This window comes from Kaistella haifensis DSM 19056 (assembly GCF_000735695.2).
GTDB classification, from domain to species: Bacteria; Bacteroidota; Bacteroidia; order Flavobacteriales; family Weeksellaceae; genus Kaistella; species Kaistella haifensis.
The window spans coordinates 24723-46528 of the sequence record NZ_JASZ02000003.1; the positions used below are offsets into that span (position 1 = coordinate 24723).

The following is a 21806-nucleotide window of genomic DNA, read 5'->3' on the forward strand; positions in this document are numbered from 1 at the left end:
ATCCTCATTAACGATAATGTGTACTGAGGATTTCTGCAAAATACTCATCAAAATTGATGGCGCTGAGACGATTAGGTTCGGATGCTGAATTTATAATCGGTTAGAAACTATTTTTTCTTAAAAACAAAGCTCTACCATATTCAAAATTCATTCTTGCAATATTTAAAACAGAAATTCCTTGTGGACATTCTATTTCGCACGCTTCAGTGTTGGAACAGTGACCAAAATGCTCAGCATCCATTTGTTTTACCATATTAAACACTCTTTCACTTCGTTCTTCTTTTCCTTGTGGAAGCAAAACCATGTGACTAATCTTTGCGGAGGTAAATAAGGCAGCACTTGCATTTTTGCACGTTGCTACACAAGCGCCGCAACCAATACATGCTGCGGAATCAAAGGCTTCCTCTGCAGTTTGATGGGTAATTGCAATGGCTGTGGCATCCGGCGCTTGACCAGTATTTACCGATACAAAACCACCGGAAGAAATAATTCTATCAAATGCCGAACGGTCAATTTTCAAATCTTTTTTAACAGGGAAGGCTAATGCACGGAATGGCTCAATAACAATGGTATCTCCATCTTTGAAAGACCTTAAGTGAAGCTGACAGGTGGTAGTATGTTCTAATGGTCCATGAGCCAAACCATTAATCATTACCCCACATTGGCCGCAAATGCCTTCCCGACAATCATGATCAAACTCAACAGGTTCGTCACCTTGCAGGATTAATTTTTCGTTCAAAGTATCCAGCATTTCTAAAAAAGACATATGAGGATTTAAGTCTTTTAAATCATAATTCACCAGTTTCCCTTCACTCTGATAATTTTTCTGTCTCCATATTTTAAGATGTAAATCCATAGGTTTTTGTGTTTTATTTGTAACTTCTTACAGTTGGCTGTATTTCTTCAAAAATCAGAGGCTCTTTAATAAGCTCAGGTTCATTGTTTTCACCTTTCCACACCCAAGCTGAAATAAATTGAAATTCATCATCATTCCTCAAAGCTTCTCCATCCGCGGTTTGAAATTCTTCACGAAAATGTGCACCGCAAGATTCATTTCGGGTTAGAGCATCATAGCACATTAATTCACCTATTTCAAAATAATCAGCAACGCGACCAGCTTTTTCAAGTTCAGCGTTCATTGCTTCGGCTTTTCCTGATACTTTTACATCCCTATAAAATTCCTGTTTTAGCTTTTTTATCTCTTTGATGGCGAATTTTAAACCTTCTTCATTCCGGGCTAAACCACAATAATCATAAAGTAATTTGCCCAAAGTTTTGTGGAAATGGTCAACAGTTTTTGTTCCATTAATGTTGATGAAATTTTCAATTTGCTGTTTAATGTGATTTTCAGCTTTCTCAAATTCTACACCATCGGTTGAGATTTTTCCGGTATGGATTTCCTGAGACAAGTAATTGGCAATGGTATATGGTGCAATAAAATAGCCGTCCACGGAAGCCTGAAGTAGAGAATTGGCTCCCAATCGATTCGCGCCGTGATCGGCAAAATTAGCTTCTCCTAAAGCAAACAATCCTGGAATGGTGGTCATTAATTCATAATCAACCCAAAGTCCACCCATAGAAAAATGTGCAGATGGCGAAATCATCATTGGCTCCTGATAGGCGTTATATCCTGTGATTTTCAGATACATATCGAATAAATTGCCATATTTCTCCTCAATTTTTTCTTTACCTTGTTCTTTAATTGCTTTAGAAAAATCAAGATATACTGCATTTTTCAACGGTCCTATGCCGAAACCTGCATCTATTCTTTCTTTTGCAGCTCGCGAGGAAATATCTCGTGGTGCGAGATTTCCGAAAGCAGGATATCGTCTTTCCAGATAATAATCTCTTTCATTTTAAGGGATTTCATTAGGAGGCCTGGTTTCATTTTCTTTTAAAGGAACCCAGATTCTACCGTCATTTCTCAAAGACTCAGACATCAAAGTTAATTTTGACTGATAATCTCCTGACTGAGGCAGTGAAGTAGGGTGCACCTGAATCCAGCTGGGTGAAGCCATTAAAGCTCCTTTTTTATGGGCTCTCCAAATGGCAGAAGCATTACAACCCATCGCTAAAGTCGATAAATAATAGATTTTTCCATAACCTCCTGTAGCCAAAACAACGGCGTGGGCGGCGTGTCTTTCGATTTCTCCAGTATCTAAATTTCTTACAATAATACCTCTCGCTTTTCCATCAATGATGACCAAATCCAGCATCTCGTGTCTCGTAAATAACTGAATGCTTTTTTTTCCGACCTGACGCATTAAAGCCTGATAAGCGCCGAGAAGCAATTGCTGTCCTGTTTGTCCTCTCGCATAAAAAGTTCGGCTTACCTGAACGCCACCAAATGAACGGTTATTCAAATATCCTCCATATTCTCTTCCAAAAGGAACACCTTGTGCAACAGCTTGGTCGATAAGGTTTAAAGAACATTCTGCCATTCGGTAAACATTGGCTTCACGGGCTCTGAAATCTCCACCTTTTAAAGTATCAACAAACATTCGGTACACACTGTCACCATCATTTTTGTAATTTTTAGCGGCATTCACTCCTCCTTGAGCCGCTACAGAATGTGCCCTTCTCGCACTGTCCTGAAAACAGAATGATTTTACATTATATCCCATCTCACCTAATGAAGCTGCAACCGAGCTCCCAGCTAATCCTGTGCCGACAACAATGATATCCAATTTTTTTCTGTTGGCGGGATTGACAAGCTTTGCGGTTTTCTTATAATTTTTCCATTTCTGTTCTAATGGTCCTTCCGGTATCTTTGAATCTAAGATCATACTGTCAAAATTTAGCGGTTAGTGAAGAATATATAAATAGGCATTAATGCAAAGCTACAACATATGATTAGTGAATACGCGATTCCAGCATTTTTAAACCATCTTACAAATTTCGGATGAAAAACACCTAAAGTTCTAACTGCACTTTGAATTCCGTGAATCAAGTGATAGCACAACGCAATCATTGAAACCACATAAATGAGCACAAACCACCATTCTTTAAAAACAGTTATGACTAAAATGTACAAATCTTTATTTCCATTATCATCCAAAGGAAGATTACCAAATTTATAGACGTACCAAAAATTCTGAAAATGAATTACAAGGAAGATTAAAATCAATGTTCCCAAAATTCCCATATTTCTGGAAGCCCATGTACTGGCTCTTTTTCTGTTGTCGGTTGTGTAATTTCCTCCTGATTTTCGATTTCTTAAAGTAATAATTAATCCATCCACGGCATGCACGATGATGCTCGTATATAAAACATACGAAACGATTTTAATAATTATATTTCCTGACAAAAAATGTGAATAGGCATTGAATTGAAGATGAGCCTGCTCCTGCGGTAAAAAGAGCTGAAGATTTCCAAGGAAATGAATCAACAGAAAGAAACTAAGGAACAACCCGGTAGCGCACATCAGTATTTTTCGTGATAACGTAGACAGCATATTGTATGTTTTATGATTAATAATACCCTAGAATCTTCATCCACAGACCACCAACGCCCATATAAATGATTAGTAAAACAATTCCTATTTCCAACCCTCTAAGCCACCATTCTTTTAAATCAACATATCCGCTTCCAAAAAATACCGGAGCGGGACCATGACCATAATGGGTTAGAACTCCATAAATTGAACCCATAAACCCTAGCATCATTGCTAAAAGCATCGGAGGAATTCCTACGGCAACTCCAACGCTCAATAAGGCCGCGTACATTGCTGCTACGTGCGCGGTAGCACTTGCGAAAATATAATGGCTAAAGAAGTAAACGAGAATAATAACTGGAAATGCAATGGTCCAGGTCATTCCACCTACTTCCATTTTAATCAGATTGCTAAACCATCCAATAAATCCTAGCTCATTAAGAGAACTGGCCATCATAACAAGCACAGCAAACCATACTATGGTATCCCAAGCTCCTTTCTCTCCTTTGACGTCTTCCCACGTTAAGACTGATGTGAGCAGTAATAGCGTTAAACCGATAAAAGCTGTAGTAGTGGCATCAATTGACAATGCACCACCAAAAATCCAAAGTCCCAGCAAAATAAAAAATGCCAAAAGCATGAGCCATTCATTTTTAGAAATAGGTCCCATTTCTTTTAATTTCTCTGCAGCCATTTTAGGAGCATCGGCGGTTTTCTTTAATTCAGGTGGATATAATTTATACAAGACCAGCGGCACTACAAAGAACGCTACCAATCCCGGTACAAATCCAGCAGCAGCCCAAGACATCCAAGTGATGTTGATTCCCAAGTTGGCAGCGAATTTCTGACACATAGGGTTACTTGCGGTTCCGGTCAAAAACATGGAAGATGCAATAAGATTCATGTAATAACTGTTCAACGTCAAATAAGAACCCAATTTCCTGTGTGTTTCCGGCTTATCGGGAACAGAGTCAAAGCTGATCGCCATCGATTTCATAATAGGATAGATAATTCCGCCACCTCTTGCGGTATTACTCGGAATTGCAGGAGCTAAGCATAAATCCGCTAATCCTAAACCATAGGCCAAGCCCAATGAACTTTTACCAAAAACTTTGATGAACAGGAAAGCAATTCTGTTTCCCAGTCCTGTTTTGATAAATCCTCTTGCAATAAAGAATGAAATTCCTATCAGCCAAATTACTTTATCTCCAAAACCACTTAATGCCTTGGTAATTGATTTTCCTGCATCTCCCGGAGCAACAACTTGCGTAAGTGCAGTAAAACCTATTGCCATCATGCACATCGTCCCCATTGGAGCAGCCTTTAAGATGATTCCTAGAATTGTGGCTGCAAAAATTGCAAACAGATGCCATGCATTTTCCGCTACTCCTTGCGGTGCGGGTATAAACCATATTACAAGTGCAACTGCAAAAGTAATTGCAACAGCTTTAATGTTAATTTCTTTCATAATGATTGGTTTTATTAAAATCTACTTTGAACCTGAACAATGAAAAGATTGTTGTTGTATTGACTGGTGTTTTCAATGGAATGTTTATAACGGTCGAACTGCATGCCGAGTTGAATTCTTGCACCATAGTCTTTTAAAAATTCCAATCCAAACATAGGGGTGATGGTCTGTTTGGGATTTGAATTAAGCCTAAAATTGGTATCCAAATATTCATAACGGCACGATAATTCAAGTGCGCTGAGATTCTTATGATTGATTTCGTACCGAACATGAGGCAAAAAGTAAGCACCCCGAATTTGATATTCATCTGGATTTACTGGCCGTAATTCAGGTGCTACTGCAAAATAAAGAGGATGATTTGTTCCCTGTTTTGCTTCAAGCTGCATATCAAAACTCCACTTTGGATTAAGATGAATAAGTGAACTTACGTCTAGTCCAACGGCATATATCTTTTTGCCCATTACTTCTCCCACACCACCATTGAGGCCAATATTTAAACCGTTTTCTTTCAAAAGTCCAAAAACCAACCTTGTAGAATACTGTTTTCCATTGTCATTGTCATTAATCTGATTTTTACCATTTCCATTAACTACGGAGACTGCATATTGAAAGGGAATATCCCCAAGCTGTATTTGTCCGGTTGCAGATAAACCAATCTGAAAGCTAGTCCAACCCAGTTTCCCAAATTCTGTGTACTGATTGGACCAATCAAGAGACTTATTAATATCGATAGGGTAGGTTTCTTCAAGACCAAACAATGGCCTGAATTGTCCAAACGTCAAAGCCAATTTTGGATCGAGCGTATATTTTAAATAGGCATTTTCAAGAACTCGAGATTTAGGATCATTTTTAAAATCTGCGAGATTGGCAAGGACAGCAACTTCTGTTCGCCTACTGATTTGAGCACGTACTTGAACCCTCATGTATTTGATCATGAAATTATTGTCAGTTCCGCTATTATCTAAGTGATGAAGTCCATTAACATCTACATTATCCTTCATCCCTACGAGATATCTTGCCTGGAATAATCCCTTGATTTGAAGTTTGGGATATACTACAGACTCCGCAGGCTTATGGACGGTTTGTGTAGAATCCAGAATCTGAGCTTTAGTAACGGAAAAGAACAATAAAAAATAGATTGGAAGAAACTTTCTTATTGATGAATAAGTTTTCATATTGCTATTGTAGTTCTTGGTTTTTAAATGTAACCTGCAGATAACTTTCAGTCGTTAAGATATATCAAAGGTAGTGAATTGCTCTACAAATTTTACAGGAATAGGATTAAATTTTTAAGAAAACTTACAAAAATCATAAAAATGAATGGGGAGTTTTTTATGGTATTAATTTCTCCACTATTAGTACATTTGGTAAGTGGTCTACTTTTTTGAGTTGACCTCCTTTAAAATATCGATGGAAATCTGCTGGTCCGCCACAATGCGCTTGAGACGGGCATTCTCCGCTTCAAGTTCCTTGACGCGCTGGAGTTCCGAAAGACTCATTCCTCCATACTTACTCTTCCAGTTGTAAAATGTTTGTTCGGAGATACCGTATTCCCGGCAGATCTCCGCCACTTTCTTGCCTTCCTGCTGGCTCTGGATCATCCTGATAATCTGAGGCTCCGTAAATCTTGATTTTTTCATTGCTTTTTTTCCAAAGTTAAAGTTAATACTCCAATTTTAACCTGTCTGAAAAAAGCAGCCATGTACCATTATATTCAAAAATTCTCTTTCGAAAGATGATATAATTTCAATACAGGAATCGTTTCCATCAAAATTAAAAATTCATCCAAAGTCACAATTAGTTTTAGATAACAAAGAATTGTATCAAAATTATGTCGAAACATTAAGACAAAAAGGTATTGCAGGTGAAATGAAAATCAACAAACATAATCAACTTAGAGTATGGCTCTTGGATTACATGAAATAAATAATTGAAATATAGATTTATTTGAATTTGATTTTTTAACTTTGTCCCCAATCATCAAGACGAATCAAATGATTCACCAACCGAGATTTAACATTCCACGGTGGTTTACGATGAGCTTATTAACCTTAAGATAAGAAAATTATGTTAGCCAAACTTTATCAAAAATTCTTTTGCACATTACCGCTAAGTAACACTTCCGACAAAATTTTTAAGATTTTGCATCATCCACGGTTGGATTATTGCAGGATTGATTACAAAGAATTTGCTGTTTGTGAAGTTGAAGATTTGAAAAACTTACTGGAAGTTGACAAAGTTGAAGTTCCAGCATTTCTGAGATTTACATTTACAACCAGACAATACAGACATTACTTATCAGAATTTCCTTACCAAAAACTAAAACATAATCAGTTTTATGCAGATATTATTCTCAAAAGTTATCGAACCGAATTCTTAACAGAAGCGGAAGAATCTAAATTTCTTTCCTATTATCATGTTGATAGAATTATCATCAATAAGTATAATTGGTTTCTAAAAATAGGAATCCCACAAGACATTATCACATCAAAGAACAAAGAGAACTTTTATAACAAAATAAAAGATTCGGAAGTTCAAAAGTCCATTTATTCCACACCAGCTTTAGCACAAATAAACAAACACATGAAACACGTATACACGCAAAGACAAGGTGACAAAGCCGAAATAGTAAATTATATTGAACGATTTGAAGATTACACGAATTTGGAGCTTGTGAATGCCTATAACAGCCAAAAAGCAATCTATGGGGTGCATCGTCAAGGATTGTATTTATATGCCCTTGATATAGTGTTTAAAAAGCGATTTAACAAGTCTCCAATAAGTAATGAGGAAAATATAATTTTCGGTTTAACAGGGCGAATTACATATGTAAGTGAATTAAAAACCTTTGTAAGAATTGATGAAAATTAGAGAAACAGCGATAAAAACTTTTCAAGCCTCAATATTTATTGGTTTAGAAAAGGGATACACTCAAAAAAGAATTTTTGAAGATGAGGTTTTTGAAACCGTAAGAAAATTTCAGTTGGTAAATTCGGAGGAAAGAAACATTTTTCTTAGTGCATCAATCAGTTATTGTAATATTGTTTTAAACAATCAAAATGAACCTCATTTGAAAATTGATTTTATCAATTATCCGAAATTCCCTTTAGAGGAAAGTGTTATGAAAGAAAATGTTATTTCTTTATCCAAAAAATTAATGATTACACATAATCAAAACAGAATGGTAATAGTTTTTCCAGATAAAACAATTATGCTTGAACAATCGGACGATATTGACCCAAAGACGTCAATACAATAAGAGTTTTGCTTGTATAAAAATATTAAATTTGTGAAAATTGAAATTGAGTGAATTAAAAAAATAATATAAATTCTTTATAGGAGCGTTGAACTCTGTTATTCTGTAAGAAATCGGCAAAATTTTTACAGCAAGAATAATAAGTCTCATGCACCGCCCCTCTGGGCGGGTGTTAGTAGGACTTGTTTGCTGTGGGCTTTGCCGAGCCTCTTACAACGATGTTTGAACCCACACGCTTTTTCTATTTAACAAAATCTTAAAATTATGCAATGAAAAAAATACTTTACCCACTATTACTTTTGATTTTTTCAAATTTTATCAATGCTCAAAATTTTGAAAATCCAAAAGACTGGTTTCTAGGAATTAAATCTGAAAATGCACTTTCAGGTGTTGAGTTGATACCTAACAAAGAAATCTATAAAATACAATTAGATAAATGGTTAACAACCCTAAGCTACTCTGAAAGCACAAGGCGAGAATTATGGTTGATGGGCGGAGGTAACAAATCCTCAGAACCAGATGAAGATATTTTGCTAGAAACGGATTTTGAAAATAATTCTCCGAAATTTCAAAGGATGTTCAAAAAAGCAGAAGTAAGTAGATTGAAAAATAGTAAAATGACTTTACAGATGCATTTACTGAAAACCTATAAATTTGAAAAAGACAAGGTTGAATTCAATAGATATGGTGAATTAAAAGATGTCGTGCTTTATAAAACCATTACTGATATTAATTCAGATGAATCAAAAATTAGTTTTGGAACATTAAAAAAAATGCTTTCAAATGTGTATGGAGAGCCGACTAGAAGTAAAGATGATGATTCACTTTATTATGTTTGGGGAGATTCTTCCGTGAAACTGATGTTAATTGCTCATTTGAAAGATTCTTACTTTGCTATAATATATAATGTAAAGAAATAATTTATGCTAGTATAAAATAAATTCTAATGATTGGTAGATTTGTAAAAAATTATAGTACAGCTTTGATTATTTTTATTTCAGCTCACTCTAACTTTATTCAATTATATAGAGATTTTTTTGAAGTGGGAGATTTTGAAATAATTAGGATTACTATAATTATAATTTTAGGAACTATAGCTGGAATGTTGTGGTCTTTTATTTTTGCTGTATTACTTTGGCTATCTGTGCCAATATATGAGTATTTTAAAAATGGGTTTGCAGAACCATTTTATGTTAATGATAAAAAGCATTTATTTCAAGATAAAATACCATTACTTATATTTTTTATTATAGTATTCATTTTCAATATTATAACTTTTATAGTTGCAGATGTAACGTTATTATCTATGATTGGAGAAAATTTTGATTTAATTGACTATGATTCTGAACCAATGCCATTATAGTTCTGGTTTTATTCATAGTTATATTTCAAAAAAGTTCCTCGAAAAAAATTCTTTAAGTATGAGAGCTAATGGTAAGTGACGGAGTTATACCCCTATTTCATAAAAAGGAAAAGTCTTCCTTTTTATGGGGGTGGGTTAACTAACTTTAGATTCTAATACTTTTTTTCAAAATTTTCTTGAGATGAGAGTGATTAGATATGATTTATTAGCAAATTACTTTATATAGTAAATGTTATAAATCATTAATTAATTTAATTGTAATTAGCAATATAGCTGAGTATTAACTTAAGATTATTTGTCATTAGAAAGTGAAGATAAAAAACTCAAATAAAACCACTACATAACTTTATAAAAAAATAAATGTTGCAATGAAAACCGATTTCAAATTGATATGCAATAGCATGGTGGGGAATCGGTGGGGAAAACATAAAAATCCAATAAAAAAACCCACTGAAAAACAGCAGGTTATGTTAGATTAGTGCAGAGAGGAAGGGATTCTCATCTTATGTATTTCTAAATACATTAAAATATTAATTTATCTAATATTCAGAGTATTAAAGATGTTTCTAACTTTAAGATATTTCTTGAATATCATTGTGTATCATAAAAAATGGCTGTAAATTTGGCTGTAAATATTTTTTATGATAACTATTAAAAGAAAAATAACTGTTGATGTTGAAAGAAGAAAAAAGAAGGGGGTAATCATTAATGAAAATGCACCCATATTTATTCGTTTAACTTTTTCATCTAATAGAATAAATTTGTATAGTGGACATAGAGTTGACATAAAAGACTGGGATTCTGATAAAAAAGAAGTCATTTCTGGCAGAATAAACTCTAGTGGACAAACAGCTGAAGAAATTAACATCACTATTTCAAAATATAAATCTGCTATTCAATCGTTCTTTTTAGAACATCAAATAAAAAACGAAATACCCACTATCGAAGAAACGAAAAACGCTTACGAGAAAATAAAAAATAATGGTGTAGAAATAGCGAAAGTTGAGGAACTGAAAAATGATAAACTAAAAAAAGAAACATCATTTTATAAAGTGTTTGATGAATTCACTTCCTATAATGGGAAAATCAATAATTGGACAACTGACACATATGCGAAGCTCAGCACTCTTAAATCTCATTTGGAAGCTTTTAATCCGAAACTTAAATTTGAGGATCTTACATTAGAAGGCTTAAGCAATATTCTTTCTTTTTTCACTAACAAATTAAAACTTAAGAATACTACCACAAAAAAATACATTGAAAACATTAAATGGTTCTTAAGATTTGCTGTTAAGAAAGGATATACCGAGAATAAATCATTTGAGGATTTTCAACCAAAACTTAAAATTGGAAAAAAGAAACTTATTTTTCTTACTGAATCTGAAATTTCTCAAATAAAAAATGTTGAGATACCTGAATCTAAATTATACCTAAATCGAGTTCGTGATGTACTGCTCTTTTTGTGCTACACAGGTTTGCGGCATTCTGATGTTTATAAATTGAAAAAATCAGATATTAAAAATGGAAAATTTGATGTAACTACTTTAAAAACTAATGATAGTTTAGTAATCGAACTCAATAAAACATCACAAGAAATCCTTGATAAATACAAAGATATTCCATTCAAAAATGATAAAGCTTTGCCTGTAATCTCTAATCAGAATATGAATGATTATTTGAAAGAATTAGGAGAATTGGCAGAGATTAATGAACCGATAACAGAAACTTTTTTTATTGGTAATCAAAGACATGATGACACAAAACCCAAGTATGAATTATTAAGTACACATTGTGGCAGACGTACTTTCGTATGTCTCTGTATTGCAAAAGGAATTGGTTTACAGATAATTATGAAATGGACGGGACATTCCGATTACAAATCCATGAAACCATATATTGAGGTCACAGATTCAACAAAAGCAACAGAGATGAAAAAACTAAATTTTTAAAAAATGAAGACAACAGAGCATTTAGCCCTTCTACAAAAGATAAAAACGAATTTAAATTCAATAAAAGAAGTTGATGATATTGGAAAGGAATTATTGGATGATATTATTAACTTTTGTGAAATAGATGAAAATTTGGTTTATGAAAATTTATTAAATCAGGAAAATCGCGCACTTTATCTAAAAGAATATCAAGCACTAATTCCAGAATCCAAAAATATTTTAGCGAATCATAAGTTTATTTTTGATAAATTTTTAGCAAGAAATTTATTCAACAAGCTAATACGTCCTTATCAATTTAAGTGGGATTTTGCCTATAAAGAGCTTCGTGAACCTTCAGACAAGAAGGATGAACTAAATAATAGATTAGATTCTTGGGGGTATAATAATGATAAAAATTCTGATGATATAATAAGATTGACTAAAGATTTAGACTTTGCAAAACAAGAATATGATATTTTCAAAAAAAAATTAGAAATCATTGAAGATGAAAAAAATGAAGCATTTAATGGTAATTTATATCTTCTTTCTTTTAGTTTTAAAGCATTTATAAATAAGTTAAATGTAATAGAATCCAATGTTTCACGTCTTACTGAATCGAATGATTTTTTTCAAAATGTATTTAAGAACGAGAAGGCAATACTTCTTGCTTTTTCAGTTTTCGTAAAGAATAATCTTCTTAAAGAAATTCCTTACCTTGATTTTTATAATCAAATTACACTTAGTAAAACGCTGACTTTGGAAAAAAATAAGAGTAAAGACAAATACATTGCTTATGCAATCAATAAACTCAAAGATTTTATCATTGAAAGTGAAAAAGAAATTTGGGAAAATAAATTAGTACAGTATTTTAATATTAAGGACTATGAGAAAAAGAAAACAGTAAATATAGATGATTCAAAAACTGAAGAACATAAAAAAATTGATTTTGAAATAGAACAATATTTTGAAATTTTAAAATCATAATGAATCCAAATAGTCTATATAAATTCATTTTTGTGAGAAAATAAGCTTAAATGACCTCATAAAATCTCTTGACATTTTTTATAAGTTATATTTATTTTAAAAATAGCTTTAAATAATTGAATATCAATACTTTAAATATTGATATTTTTTTGTGCCCATTTTTCTCCATTTATATTTTGTTGTCAATTTGGGGTGTTCGAACACTCAGAAAATTGTTAAACATTTAAAAAGAAAATTAAAATGAAAATCGAAAATTTATTAGAAAAACCCTTATGGCAAATGACTGGTCAAGAATTTTTAGCATTAAATGAACAAACTAAAAATACTGTTCAAAATCTAGAAAGCTCACCTATTTCTGAAAACACCTTAAATAAAAAGTATGTGTACGGAATACGTGGAATCGCAAACCTTTTGAATTGCAGCATTGCAAAAGCCAATAGAATTAAAAAGAAAGGAATTATAGATGAAGCAATAATTCAAGAAGGAAGATCCATTATGGTAGATGTAGAATTGGCTTTGAAATTAATCAAAAACAATATGTAAGATGGAACAAAAGAAAAACGCCCCGTTATTCAACGAAAATAACAAAGGCGTATTGTTTTTAAACTCAAGCAAAAATACGGAAAATATTAATATTCTCAACAGTTTAAAAGAAGATTTCAAACTTATTTCAGGCAAAAATATATTTCCCACAGATATATTCCCTTTGATTTTACAAAAGCTAATAAGAGAATTAGAGTCAACTTTGAATTTTTCTCCGGATTACACATCGGCTTCCATTTTATATGCAGTTTCGGTTTCGATTGGGAATAAAATACAACTTAAAGTGAAAAATAGTTGGCTCGAAAAATCCAATTTGTATATGGTTCTTGTAGGTAGAACAGGCGATGTGAAAAGCCATTCGGTTTCGTTTTGTCTGAATCCATTAATGAAAATCGATAAAGTAAATTTTGAAGAATATTTGCTAAAGAAAAAAGAATATGAACAATTACCAGTTGAAGAAAAATCTAAAAATACAATTCCAATTCTTCGGCAATTGCTTCTGAACGATTTTACCCCAGAAGCATTTGTAAAGGCTCATTACTTCAATTCAAGGGGAATTGGTTTGTACACCGATGAAATTGCAGGCTTTTTTAATTCCTTCAATCAGTATCGAAAAGGAAGCGAAGAAGAATCTTATTTGTCGGCTTGGAGTGGAAAACCAATCATAAAAAATAGAATTTCTGGCGAAGAAATGCGGGTAGATAATACGAAAGTTGATATTATCGGAACGATGCAAGAAGCAATTCTGTCAAGTGTTTTTCATTCCAATAAAATGAAAAATGGATTTATCGACCGGCTACTTTTTGTTTTGCCACATAAATATGTTGATAATAAATGGAACGACCGTGATTTAGATAAAAAGTATATTGAATGGTATTCAGAATTCATTGCTAAAGTCTTTATGATTGCCGAACAATCAGAAATAATACTTGAATTTGATTCCGAAGCTAAAGATTATTTGTACCAATGGCAGAATAATCAAAAAACCGATTTTGAATTTGAATATCAAAGAGGGATTTCGGTCAAGCTGCAACAATATGTTTTGAGATTTTCAATTCTTATTGAAGTGATACAGTCGATTTGTAATGATGAAAAACCGCAAACGATTTCTTTAACAACATTAAAATCAGCCATTCAATTGAGAGATTATTTTTTTGAAAATGCAGTTCGAGTTTTTGAATTGATTGACAATACTTACTATGATTCACTTACCGAAATTCAAAAAAATGTGTTTGATAAGTTATCTCCACAATTTAAAACAGGCGAAGGAATTGAAATTATTTTAAGAGAAAATCTCATGAAAGAGCGGAGCTTTAAAAAATTTCTGAAAGATGAAAAACTCTTCAAAAAAATTGCTCACGGAGTTTATGAAAAACAGGTTTTTTAAATAGGGCTATAAATTCTGCAATGCACTTTTTGCACTATTGCATTTTGGTTTTTAATAAACTGATTTTCAGTTGTTTAATTATTTTTGAAAATGCAACAAAATGTAAAAAGTGCAAATGTTATTTTCTTCAAAGTGCAGATAATGCAAAGAAAGTGCAATTGAAAACCTACTTCAATTGCCGATGAATAAAGAAAAGTGCAAAAAGTGTAAATAATGCAAACTGTAAAATCATACCGATATATTTTAGACCCAAGTTCAAAGAAATATAAATGCCCGAATTGTGGTCAATTTTCGTTGGTTATTTTCATTGATTCTGAAACAGGAGAAATCATGGAAAGTTACGGGAGATGTGACAGAGAATCGAAATGCGGATTTTTCTATCATCCTTCAAAAGATGGATTTCAAAATAATAAAACATCTATGATTGTAGAAAATTCATTTTTTGAAACCGTTCCTACTTTTCACAAAAATAACTTGGTGGAATTATCGATGAATTACGACAATAATTTATTGAAATATTTAAGATTACGATTTGGTGATTCAATAGCAAATTCTATCAAGAAAAAATATAAAATCGGAACACTTCCGGAATTTAATTATGGAACTGTTTTTTGGCAGATTGATGATAGAAATAAAGTAAGAGGCGGGAAAGTAATTCAATATTTTGAAACTGGAAAAAGAACAAAAAAAATTACATGGATGCATCAGTTTTTAATGAAGAAAAATGAAATTTCAGACTTCAATTTATCGCAATGTTTATTTGGTTTGCATTTGACGAAAGATGACAAGGCAAGTGTCATTGCTTTGGTGGAATCTGAAAAAACAGCTTGTATTATGAGTGTAATATTTCCGGAATTTTTATGGTTGTCTTGTGGTGCAAAAGGTGAGTTTAAATTGAAAAAATTAGAACCAATTAAACATCGAAAAATCATTGCATATCCTGACTGCGAAATTCAAAAAAATGGATTTACAACCTATCAAGAATGGAAGCGAAAAGCGGTCGAATTGAATGCGAAAGGATTCGATATTTATGTATCGGATTTACTTGAAAAACAAGCAAAACCCGAACAAAAAAGAGAAGGAATTGACATTGCAGATTTCTTTATGATAAACCAATGAAAAGATGAGTAAAACAGGTTTTACATCGAGATGTGCCGATAGAGCTACAATTCGTTCCGAAATTGCACCTTATCGGCATCTCGCTTTTTCTCCCGATGGTCAAAAAAGGGAAAATTGCTCTACAATTTTAAAATTAAAAAAATATGAAAAATAAAGTTTTAAGGTTCAGAGTTTCATCTCTCGAACATCAAATTATTCAGAAAAAAATTACAAAAACAGGTCTTTCTATGTCGGAATTTTTTCGAAGACTTTCCTTAGAATTAGACCTCAAAAATACGTTAACGGAAGATGAAATTGAAGGCTATAAAAACCTCTCAAAATACGCTGATAATTTCCGAAGGATTTCCAATTTATTTAAACTTGGAGATGTTACGGGAATGAAAAATGAAATGCTTGAAACTTCGAGAATAATAAAAAGTCATCTAGAAAAATTTAAGTAAAATGATAGCCATGGCAAAATCTTGCATCGGTGGTTTTTCACTTTTTAATTATGTAATTGATGACCAAAAAGGAATAGAAATATTGCGAAATAATCTTTGTGGCGAAACACCTATTGAACTTTTTCAAGAAATGAAAATTCTGCAAAATCTAAATCAAAACGCAACCAATAAACTCATTTCTATGGTTCTTTCTCCGCATGTAGCTGATGGTGAAAAATTGAGTAAAAAGCAGTTGCAGAATCTCACAAAAGAATTTTTTAAAAGAATTAGAAATTGATACCAATCAATCTCAATTTATTGCTTTTATGCACACAGAAAAACGCCATCGTCACATTCACATCCTTTTAAACAGAGTAGATGAAAAAGGTAAATTGTTGAAAGACCATCATATTGGGAAGAAAGCGCAATGGGCAGCGCACAGAGTTGCAGAAAAAAATGAATTAGTATCTGCAAAACAAATGAGAATTGATAAAATAAGAGCTTCCGAAAGTTTCGAATTTGATTCTAAGAATTTAAGGAAAGAAATGTTTCGAAAACATCTGAACGTAATGGCAACAAAGCCAAACACGATGGAAAAATACTTATCAGAAATGCTGAAAAAGGAAATAAAATTCATTCCTACAATCAATAAGCAAGGTGATTTACAAGGTTTTCGGGTGAGAGATATGGAAAGTCAAACAGAAATGAAAGCGAGCGATGTTCACCGAAATATGGGACTGAAAAAACTTTTAGATTCTGGTTTGTTTTTTCAGGATGATAATTTCAATTTGAGTAATCCAATGCACGAATTAAATCAAAAAAGCATTCAAAATTTTAAAAAAGAATTAGAAATGATTGCTCTTCAAAATAAAATATTGCTAGAATCTAAAACATCTGAAACCAAAATTGTTGATAAAATTGAAAGAAAAATAATAGAACGTAGTACATTTAGAAGATAATTATATGGCACAAAAAATAAGAACCCAAGATGTAATGGAGCTTTTTGCAGAGAAGCTTGACAAAGCAATTGAAAAATTTGATTTGAACGAGAAAATAATTACAACTGTAGATGGGAAATTGGAAGAGATTAAAAAAACATCTCTTAAAGTTGAATTTGAACCACTGAAAGAAGTAATAAAAGAAATCAGTCAAATATTTGAAAAACAAATAAATGAATTAACTCGTATTTCTGAAAAACATAACAATCAAATTAAAGATTCTGTTAAAAAAGAAGGAAAACAGCAATTGTATTTTTACGGTTCTTTAACGATTCTATTTTGTTTGTGTGTCGCTTTTTTATCATTTGGAATTAATCAATATCACGAAAAAAAGTATGCTGAAAATGAAATGAAATTCTATTCAAAAGAAGCTCATCGAAGAAATACTTATCTGAAAGAAAAAAATCTTACCGAGAAGTATGAAAAATGGCTTGAAGCTAAACAGAACCCAGAAAATGATAAAAAATAAATCTATTAAAATATGGAAAAATCAGCCAGCGCAAACCAATGGATTTTCCCACATTTTAACAGATTACAACAACAATACTTAATTGACAACCAAATATTTGAAATGCTATTGGTGTTTAAAATTTCATTCTCTGTATCCTCACAGCATTTAAAATTGCCAATAAAGCAACGCCAACATCGGCAAAAACGGCTTCCCACATTGTGGCTAATCCACCTGCTCCGAGTACTAAAACAATTGCTTTTACTGCAAATGCTAAAATGATATTTTGCCATACGATTTTCTTGGTTTGCTTACCTATGTTGATTGCCATAGGGATTTTGCTGGGCTTATCATCCTGAATAACCACATCGGCAGTTTCTATGGTGGCGTCACTTCCTAAACCGCCCATTGCAATACCTACGTCGCTCAAAGCTACTACTGGTGCGTCGTTCACGCCATCGCCTACAAAGGCTACGGTTTCATTTTGGGCTTTTATTTCTTTTACTTTATTTACTTTGTCTTCGGGTAATAAATCGCCAAAAGCATTATTAATTCCTAATTTATCTGCAACAAATTTTACTACGGTGCTTTTGTCTCCGCTCAACATTGTGGTTTTTACGCCTAATGCTTTCAGTTTGTCAATTGTAAGCTGTGCATCTTCTTTGATGCTGTCTGCAATGGTAATATATCCTGCAAATTTCCCATCGTAAGCAATGGCAATTAGGGTGTAAACAATTGTGGTCGGGTCTAAATCATAATTGATGTTGAATTTATCCATCAACTTAAAATTCCCGACCAATAATTCTTTTCCATTTACATTGGCTTTCAAACCGTGACCTGCGATTTCTTCGGTATTTTCTAACTTTATTGAGCTGTCAATTTCGCCTACGTATTGATGAATAGCTGTTGCGACCGGATGTGTACTTTGGCTTTCCAGAGCGTTGACCATTTTCAGGATTTCATCTTTATTAAATTCAGATTTTAATACCACTTCCTGAACTTTGAAAACGCCCTCGGTCATTGTACCCGTTTTGTCCATTACTACGTTTTTAATATCGGCAATGGCATCTAAAAAGTTGCTTCCTTTAAACAAAATTCCATTCTTGGAAGCGGCTCCAATTCCACCAAAATAACCTAAAGGAATACTGATGACCAAAGCACACGGACAAGAAATAACCAAGAATACCAATGCTCTGTACAGCCAAGTTTTAAACTCATAATTTTCTACAAACACCATCGGAAAAAGACAAATTGCAATCGCTAAAAACACAACAATCGGCGTGTAGATTTTTGCAAATTTTCTGATGAATAATTCGGTGGGCGCTTTTTGGGCGGTGGCATTTTGTACCAGTTCCAAAATTTTAGAGAGCTTGCTATCGGTATAAGCGGTGGTTACTTTTACCTGTGCAACGGTGTTTAAATTTATCATTCCAGCCAATACGGTTTCGCCTTTGGTTTTGGTGTCGGGCTTGCTTTCTCCTGTCAATGCAGCGGTGTTGAATGATGCTGTTTCGGATAATAATTCTCCGTCTAATCCTAATTTTTCTCCGGGTTTTAATTGGATGATATTTCCGATGTTTACGGTTTCAGCTTTTACCGTTTTTGCCTGATTGTTTTCTAAAATTGTTACTTCATCGGGTCTTTGGTCGAGCAAGGTTTTAATATTGGCTTTGGCTCTTGTTACAGCCAATGTTTGGAACACTTCGCCAACGGCATAAAACAACATTACGGCAACCCCTTCCGGATATTCGCCAATGGCAAAAGCTCCGATGGTGGCAATGCTCATCAATAAAAATTCTGAAAATATGTCGCCTTTTCTAATGCTTTCAAATGCTTCTTTAATTACGGGAAATCCTACAGGTGCATACGCTACCACATACCAAACAATTCGCACCCAACCAGTAAACCAAGATTGAGGAAGCCAATTATCTAAAGCAATTGCAATCATCAATAATGCGAAACTGATGATGGCTGGTAAAAACATTTGAAAGGTAGATTTATCGCTACTTCCGTGGTTGTGCCCATCGTCATCGGTGTGTTCGTGGTTGTGCCCATCATCGTCGGTATGTTTTTCCAATAGCTTTTTTGCATTGGCATCGGTATATATTTTTTCTTCTTGTGGGGTGCAACAAAGCTGTTTGCCTTGTGCATCGTATTTATGTTTGTGTTCCATTATTTTAATATTTTAGATTAAGTTTAAATGTTTTGCTTAGAAAATTCTGACAAGGATATTGAACAGAAAAAAAGCTACATTTCATAATACAAACCTTTATCTTCTTTTGCAGGCACGTCTTTTTCTCCCATCATTTGAAGGATATTGATTTCTATTGTTTGCGCAATAGAGGTCATTGGCGTATCTACAGGACTGTTCTCAAAAGGGTCTTGCATAATGATGGCTGTTTTTTCTACCGCAATAAATAGCAAGGGAATAATAATAGATATTGCTATTTCTGTGACGAATTGATTATGATTTAAACTAAAAGGCAAAATGGCTGTAAAAGCGTAAATCAATATATGCAGTATTAGACTATAAGAACGTGGGAAAACAGTGTTTTTAATCCGCTCGCACTTGCCCATACTGTCGCAAAGACGGCTTACTATCTCATTTAATTGCAGTTGCTGAAAGTCGGATATTTTTCCTTCTGTTTTCAACTGACCTATCTGATGAGAATGTTCATCTAATAGAGCATTGGGAAGATTTACGGCATTGATATTGTGAAATTTCACATAAGCTTCTACTTTCGGGGAAAGCGGAACTTTTCTCAAAGTTTCTCCCAAAGCGTTTACAAAGATAATTTGTCGTTCGGCAAATTTTTTCCTTTCTACACTTTCATTTTCGGGTAAAAACTGCAATACGTTTCTTGTAAGCGTTCGGCTATCATTTACGATGGCGCCCCAAATTGTTCTTGCTTCCCACCATCTTTCATAAGATTGTGATGTTCTGAATGCCAATAGAATAGTAACAATAGTACCTAATAGTGTAAGAATATTCAAAGGTATATCGACGCCTTTAAATTCGGGACGCAAGTGAAGAAATCCGACCGCTAAAGCAAATGTTATCACAAAAAGTATTTGCCACTTTATATTATTGACAAAGTACAGAATTGATATTTTACGGTTTAGTAACATAATAATTTTTTATTAATTGAATAATTGTAATTTTCCTTATTTAATGTCCGTGCCCACCTGTATTGCTCAGTTTTGCGTTTACAAAAAATGCTCCTTTTACCACTACTTTTGCATCGGCAGGAATTTCATTTACAAAAGTTACTGCGGTATAACCCATATCAGATACGCCTTTCAGCACTTCAACTTTTTCAAAATTCTTACTGGTTTTATCTTCTTTGTGGTCTTTTTCTTCTTCCTCTTTATGACCGCCTTCTTCTTCGCCTTCTTCGTGATGTTCTTCTGCTTTTTTATCGGTTTGTACAAACACATAGAATTTTCCATCGGCGTTTACAATGGCATCATTGGGTACAGCGGGCGTTGTCACATTATTAAGACTTACAATTCCTGTGATGTTCATCCCATCAATTAATCCACTTTTATTGCCATTTACTCGGCAGTGCACCGCAATGGTTTTACTCTCGTTTTCAAATGATGAACCGATACTGAAAACCGTAGCATCATACTCGGTTGTAGGATTATTGGTTAATGTAAAATGAATGGTTTGCCCCACTTTTACTTGTGGTAAATCTTTCTCGAAAACCTGCAAATCCAAATGCAAGGAACTGTTATCTACAATTTCTATAACCGGTGAAGATACGTCTGCATAGCTTCCGATTTTGGCAAAAACGTTGCTAACCGTACCATTCAGCGGACTGGTAACAACCAAAGCCGATTTTAAATTACCGTTTGATAGAGAACCGGGATTAATACCCATTAATTGTATCTGTTGTTGCAAAGATGCTCTTCTGGTACGTAAACCATTGAGCTCTGCTGTGGCACTTTGCAAATTTTTACCCGCACCTGCATTGCCTTGGTTCAGCTCTTTTTGTCTTGCCAACTCTTGTTCTGCAAAGGTTATTCTGCTTGCGGTACTTAGATATTCTTCTTGAAATTGTATAAACTGCGGATTGGCAATTGTGGCAATTACTTGTCCTTTTCTTACATAATCTCCAATTTGAACTTTTAGCGTTTTTATTACACCACCATACAAAGAAGTTGCATTGGCTTTGTTGTTATTGGGCACTTTCAGCAAACCGTTTGCACGGATGGTTGCCGTTAATTCTTTTTGCTCGATTGCACCTAATTCTATACCTACCGTTTTTATTTGTTCTTCGGTAAGTGTGGCAATGGTTGGGGCTTCTTCTTCGTGAGGAGCTTCAGCTTTTTCGGTTGCTTTTGCTTCTGTAGCCTGACCTTCTTTTTGTTTATCGTTTTTACAAGCGGAAAAAGTAAATATTAAAACAATTATCGCTGTGATAGACGTGATTTTATTTATATTGAATTTCATTTTT

At 33.4% G+C, this 21806-nt stretch carries 21 protein-coding genes, 1 pseudogene and 1 riboswitch; of the genes and pseudogenes, 13 read left to right on the forward strand and 9 right to left on the reverse strand.

Features of this window, described 5'->3' with window-relative positions:
• Nucleotides 1-100: 100 nt before the first annotated feature.
• From AP75_RS02575 to AP75_RS02600, 6 genes and pseudogenes are all read right to left on the reverse strand, one after another.
• A complete protein-coding gene (locus AP75_RS02575; RefSeq protein ID WP_088263532.1) occupies nucleotides 101-856 on the reverse strand; it encodes a succinate dehydrogenase/fumarate reductase iron-sulfur subunit in 756 nt (251 codons plus the stop codon).
• Between the two features lie 13 nt (nucleotides 857-869).
• Nucleotides 870-2786 (reverse strand): annotated as a pseudogene (locus AP75_RS02580) (fumarate reductase/succinate dehydrogenase flavoprotein subunit).
• Nucleotides 2787-2797: 11 nt separating this feature from the next.
• Nucleotides 2798-3454, reverse strand: a complete 657-nt coding sequence (locus AP75_RS02585) for a succinate dehydrogenase cytochrome b subunit (protein ID WP_031502136.1) — start codon at nucleotides 3452-3454, stop codon at nucleotides 2798-2800.
• A gap of 16 nt (nucleotides 3455-3470) precedes the next feature.
• Complete coding sequence (locus AP75_RS02590; protein ID WP_031502137.1) at nucleotides 3471-4901, reverse strand: anion permease; 1431 nt, start codon at nucleotides 4899-4901, stop codon at nucleotides 3471-3473.
• 14 nt (nucleotides 4902-4915) lie between these two features.
• Nucleotides 4916-6028, reverse strand: coding sequence for a porin (locus AP75_RS02595; RefSeq protein WP_394335367.1), 1113 nt, complete (start codon nucleotides 6026-6028; stop codon nucleotides 4916-4918).
• Between the two features lie 249 nt (nucleotides 6029-6277).
• Nucleotides 6278-6541, reverse strand: coding sequence for a transposase (locus AP75_RS02600; RefSeq protein WP_031502139.1), 264 nt, complete (start codon nucleotides 6539-6541; stop codon nucleotides 6278-6280).
• A 332-nt stretch (nucleotides 6542-6873) separates the two neighbouring features.
• Nucleotides 6874-6978, forward strand: a riboswitch (SAM-I-IV-variant riboswitch).
• Here AP75_RS02600 and AP75_RS02605 point away from each other — a divergent pair.
• From AP75_RS02605 to AP75_RS02665, 13 genes are all read left to right on the forward strand, one after another.
• Nucleotides 6969-7772, forward strand: a complete 804-nt coding sequence (locus AP75_RS02605) for a hypothetical protein (protein WP_088263533.1) — start codon at nucleotides 6969-6971, stop codon at nucleotides 7770-7772. It overlaps the preceding riboswitch by 10 nt.
• A complete protein-coding gene (locus tag AP75_RS02610) occupies nucleotides 7762-8160 on the forward strand; it encodes a hypothetical protein (RefSeq protein ID WP_031502672.1) in 399 nt (132 codons plus the stop codon). Before AP75_RS02605 ends, AP75_RS02610 begins: the two co-directional genes overlap by 11 nt.
• Before the next feature lie 266 nt (nucleotides 8161-8426).
• Complete coding sequence (locus tag AP75_RS02615; RefSeq protein ID WP_088263534.1) at nucleotides 8427-9077, forward strand: hypothetical protein; 651 nt, start codon at nucleotides 8427-8429, stop codon at nucleotides 9075-9077.
• Nucleotides 9078-9103: 26 nt separating this feature from the next.
• On the forward strand, nucleotides 9104-9520 hold the full coding sequence (locus AP75_RS02620) for a hypothetical protein (protein WP_088263535.1): 417 nt from the start codon (nucleotides 9104-9106) through the stop codon (nucleotides 9518-9520).
• A gap of 641 nt (nucleotides 9521-10161) precedes the next feature.
• The gene (locus tag AP75_RS02625) at nucleotides 10162-11469 is read left to right on the forward strand and encodes a site-specific integrase (RefSeq protein ID WP_051872610.1); all 1308 of its coding nucleotides are present in this window, start codon (nucleotides 10162-10164) and stop codon (nucleotides 11467-11469) included.
• Nucleotides 11470-11472: 3 nt separating this feature from the next.
• Nucleotides 11473-12432 carry a hypothetical protein gene (locus AP75_RS02630; RefSeq protein ID WP_031502678.1) on the forward strand — a complete coding sequence of 320 codons (960 nt, stop codon included), beginning with the start codon at nucleotides 11473-11475 and terminating at the stop codon, nucleotides 12430-12432.
• Nucleotides 12433-12672: 240 nt separating this feature from the next.
• The gene (locus AP75_RS02635) at nucleotides 12673-12975 is read left to right on the forward strand and encodes a DUF3853 family protein (protein WP_088263536.1); all 303 of its coding nucleotides are present in this window, start codon (nucleotides 12673-12675) and stop codon (nucleotides 12973-12975) included.
• A 1-nt stretch (nucleotide 12976) separates the two neighbouring features.
• On the forward strand, nucleotides 12977-14362 hold the full coding sequence (locus AP75_RS02640) for a DUF3987 domain-containing protein (RefSeq protein ID WP_088263537.1): 1386 nt from the start codon (nucleotides 12977-12979) through the stop codon (nucleotides 14360-14362).
• A gap of 213 nt (nucleotides 14363-14575) precedes the next feature.
• Nucleotides 14576-15481 carry a DUF6371 domain-containing protein gene (locus tag AP75_RS02645; RefSeq protein ID WP_088263538.1) on the forward strand — a complete coding sequence of 302 codons (906 nt, stop codon included), beginning with the start codon at nucleotides 14576-14578 and terminating at the stop codon, nucleotides 15479-15481.
• A 143-nt stretch (nucleotides 15482-15624) separates the two neighbouring features.
• The gene (locus AP75_RS02650; RefSeq protein ID WP_031502686.1) at nucleotides 15625-15921 is read left to right on the forward strand and encodes a plasmid mobilization protein; all 297 of its coding nucleotides are present in this window, start codon (nucleotides 15625-15627) and stop codon (nucleotides 15919-15921) included.
• A gap of 10 nt (nucleotides 15922-15931) precedes the next feature.
• Complete coding sequence (locus AP75_RS02655; protein ID WP_143755780.1) at nucleotides 15932-16198, forward strand: relaxase/mobilization nuclease domain-containing protein; 267 nt, start codon at nucleotides 15932-15934, stop codon at nucleotides 16196-16198.
• Between the two features lie 28 nt (nucleotides 16199-16226).
• Nucleotides 16227-16859 (forward strand): relaxase/mobilization nuclease domain-containing protein, encoded by a 633-nt coding sequence (locus tag AP75_RS02660; protein WP_051872613.1) that lies wholly within the window; start codon nucleotides 16227-16229, stop codon nucleotides 16857-16859.
• Nucleotides 16860-16863: 4 nt separating this feature from the next.
• Entirely contained in the window at nucleotides 16864-17367 is a 504-nt protein-coding gene (locus AP75_RS02665; RefSeq protein ID WP_088263539.1) for a hypothetical protein, read from the forward strand.
• A 115-nt stretch (nucleotides 17368-17482) separates the two neighbouring features.
• Here the strand turns inward: AP75_RS02665 and AP75_RS02670 are convergent, their stop codons facing one another.
• The 3 genes from AP75_RS02670 to AP75_RS02680 form a co-directional block, all read right to left on the reverse strand.
• Nucleotides 17483-19519 (reverse strand): heavy metal translocating P-type ATPase, encoded by a 2037-nt coding sequence (locus AP75_RS02670; RefSeq protein WP_031502032.1) that lies wholly within the window; start codon nucleotides 19517-19519, stop codon nucleotides 17483-17485.
• Between the two features lie 74 nt (nucleotides 19520-19593).
• Nucleotides 19594-20475, reverse strand: coding sequence for a bestrophin family protein (locus tag AP75_RS02675; RefSeq protein ID WP_031502033.1), 882 nt, complete (start codon nucleotides 20473-20475; stop codon nucleotides 19594-19596).
• Between the two features lie 40 nt (nucleotides 20476-20515).
• On the reverse strand, nucleotides 20516-21802 hold the full coding sequence (locus AP75_RS02680) for an efflux RND transporter periplasmic adaptor subunit (protein ID WP_031502034.1): 1287 nt from the start codon (nucleotides 21800-21802) through the stop codon (nucleotides 20516-20518).
• Nucleotides 21803-21806: the final 4 nt, after the last annotated feature.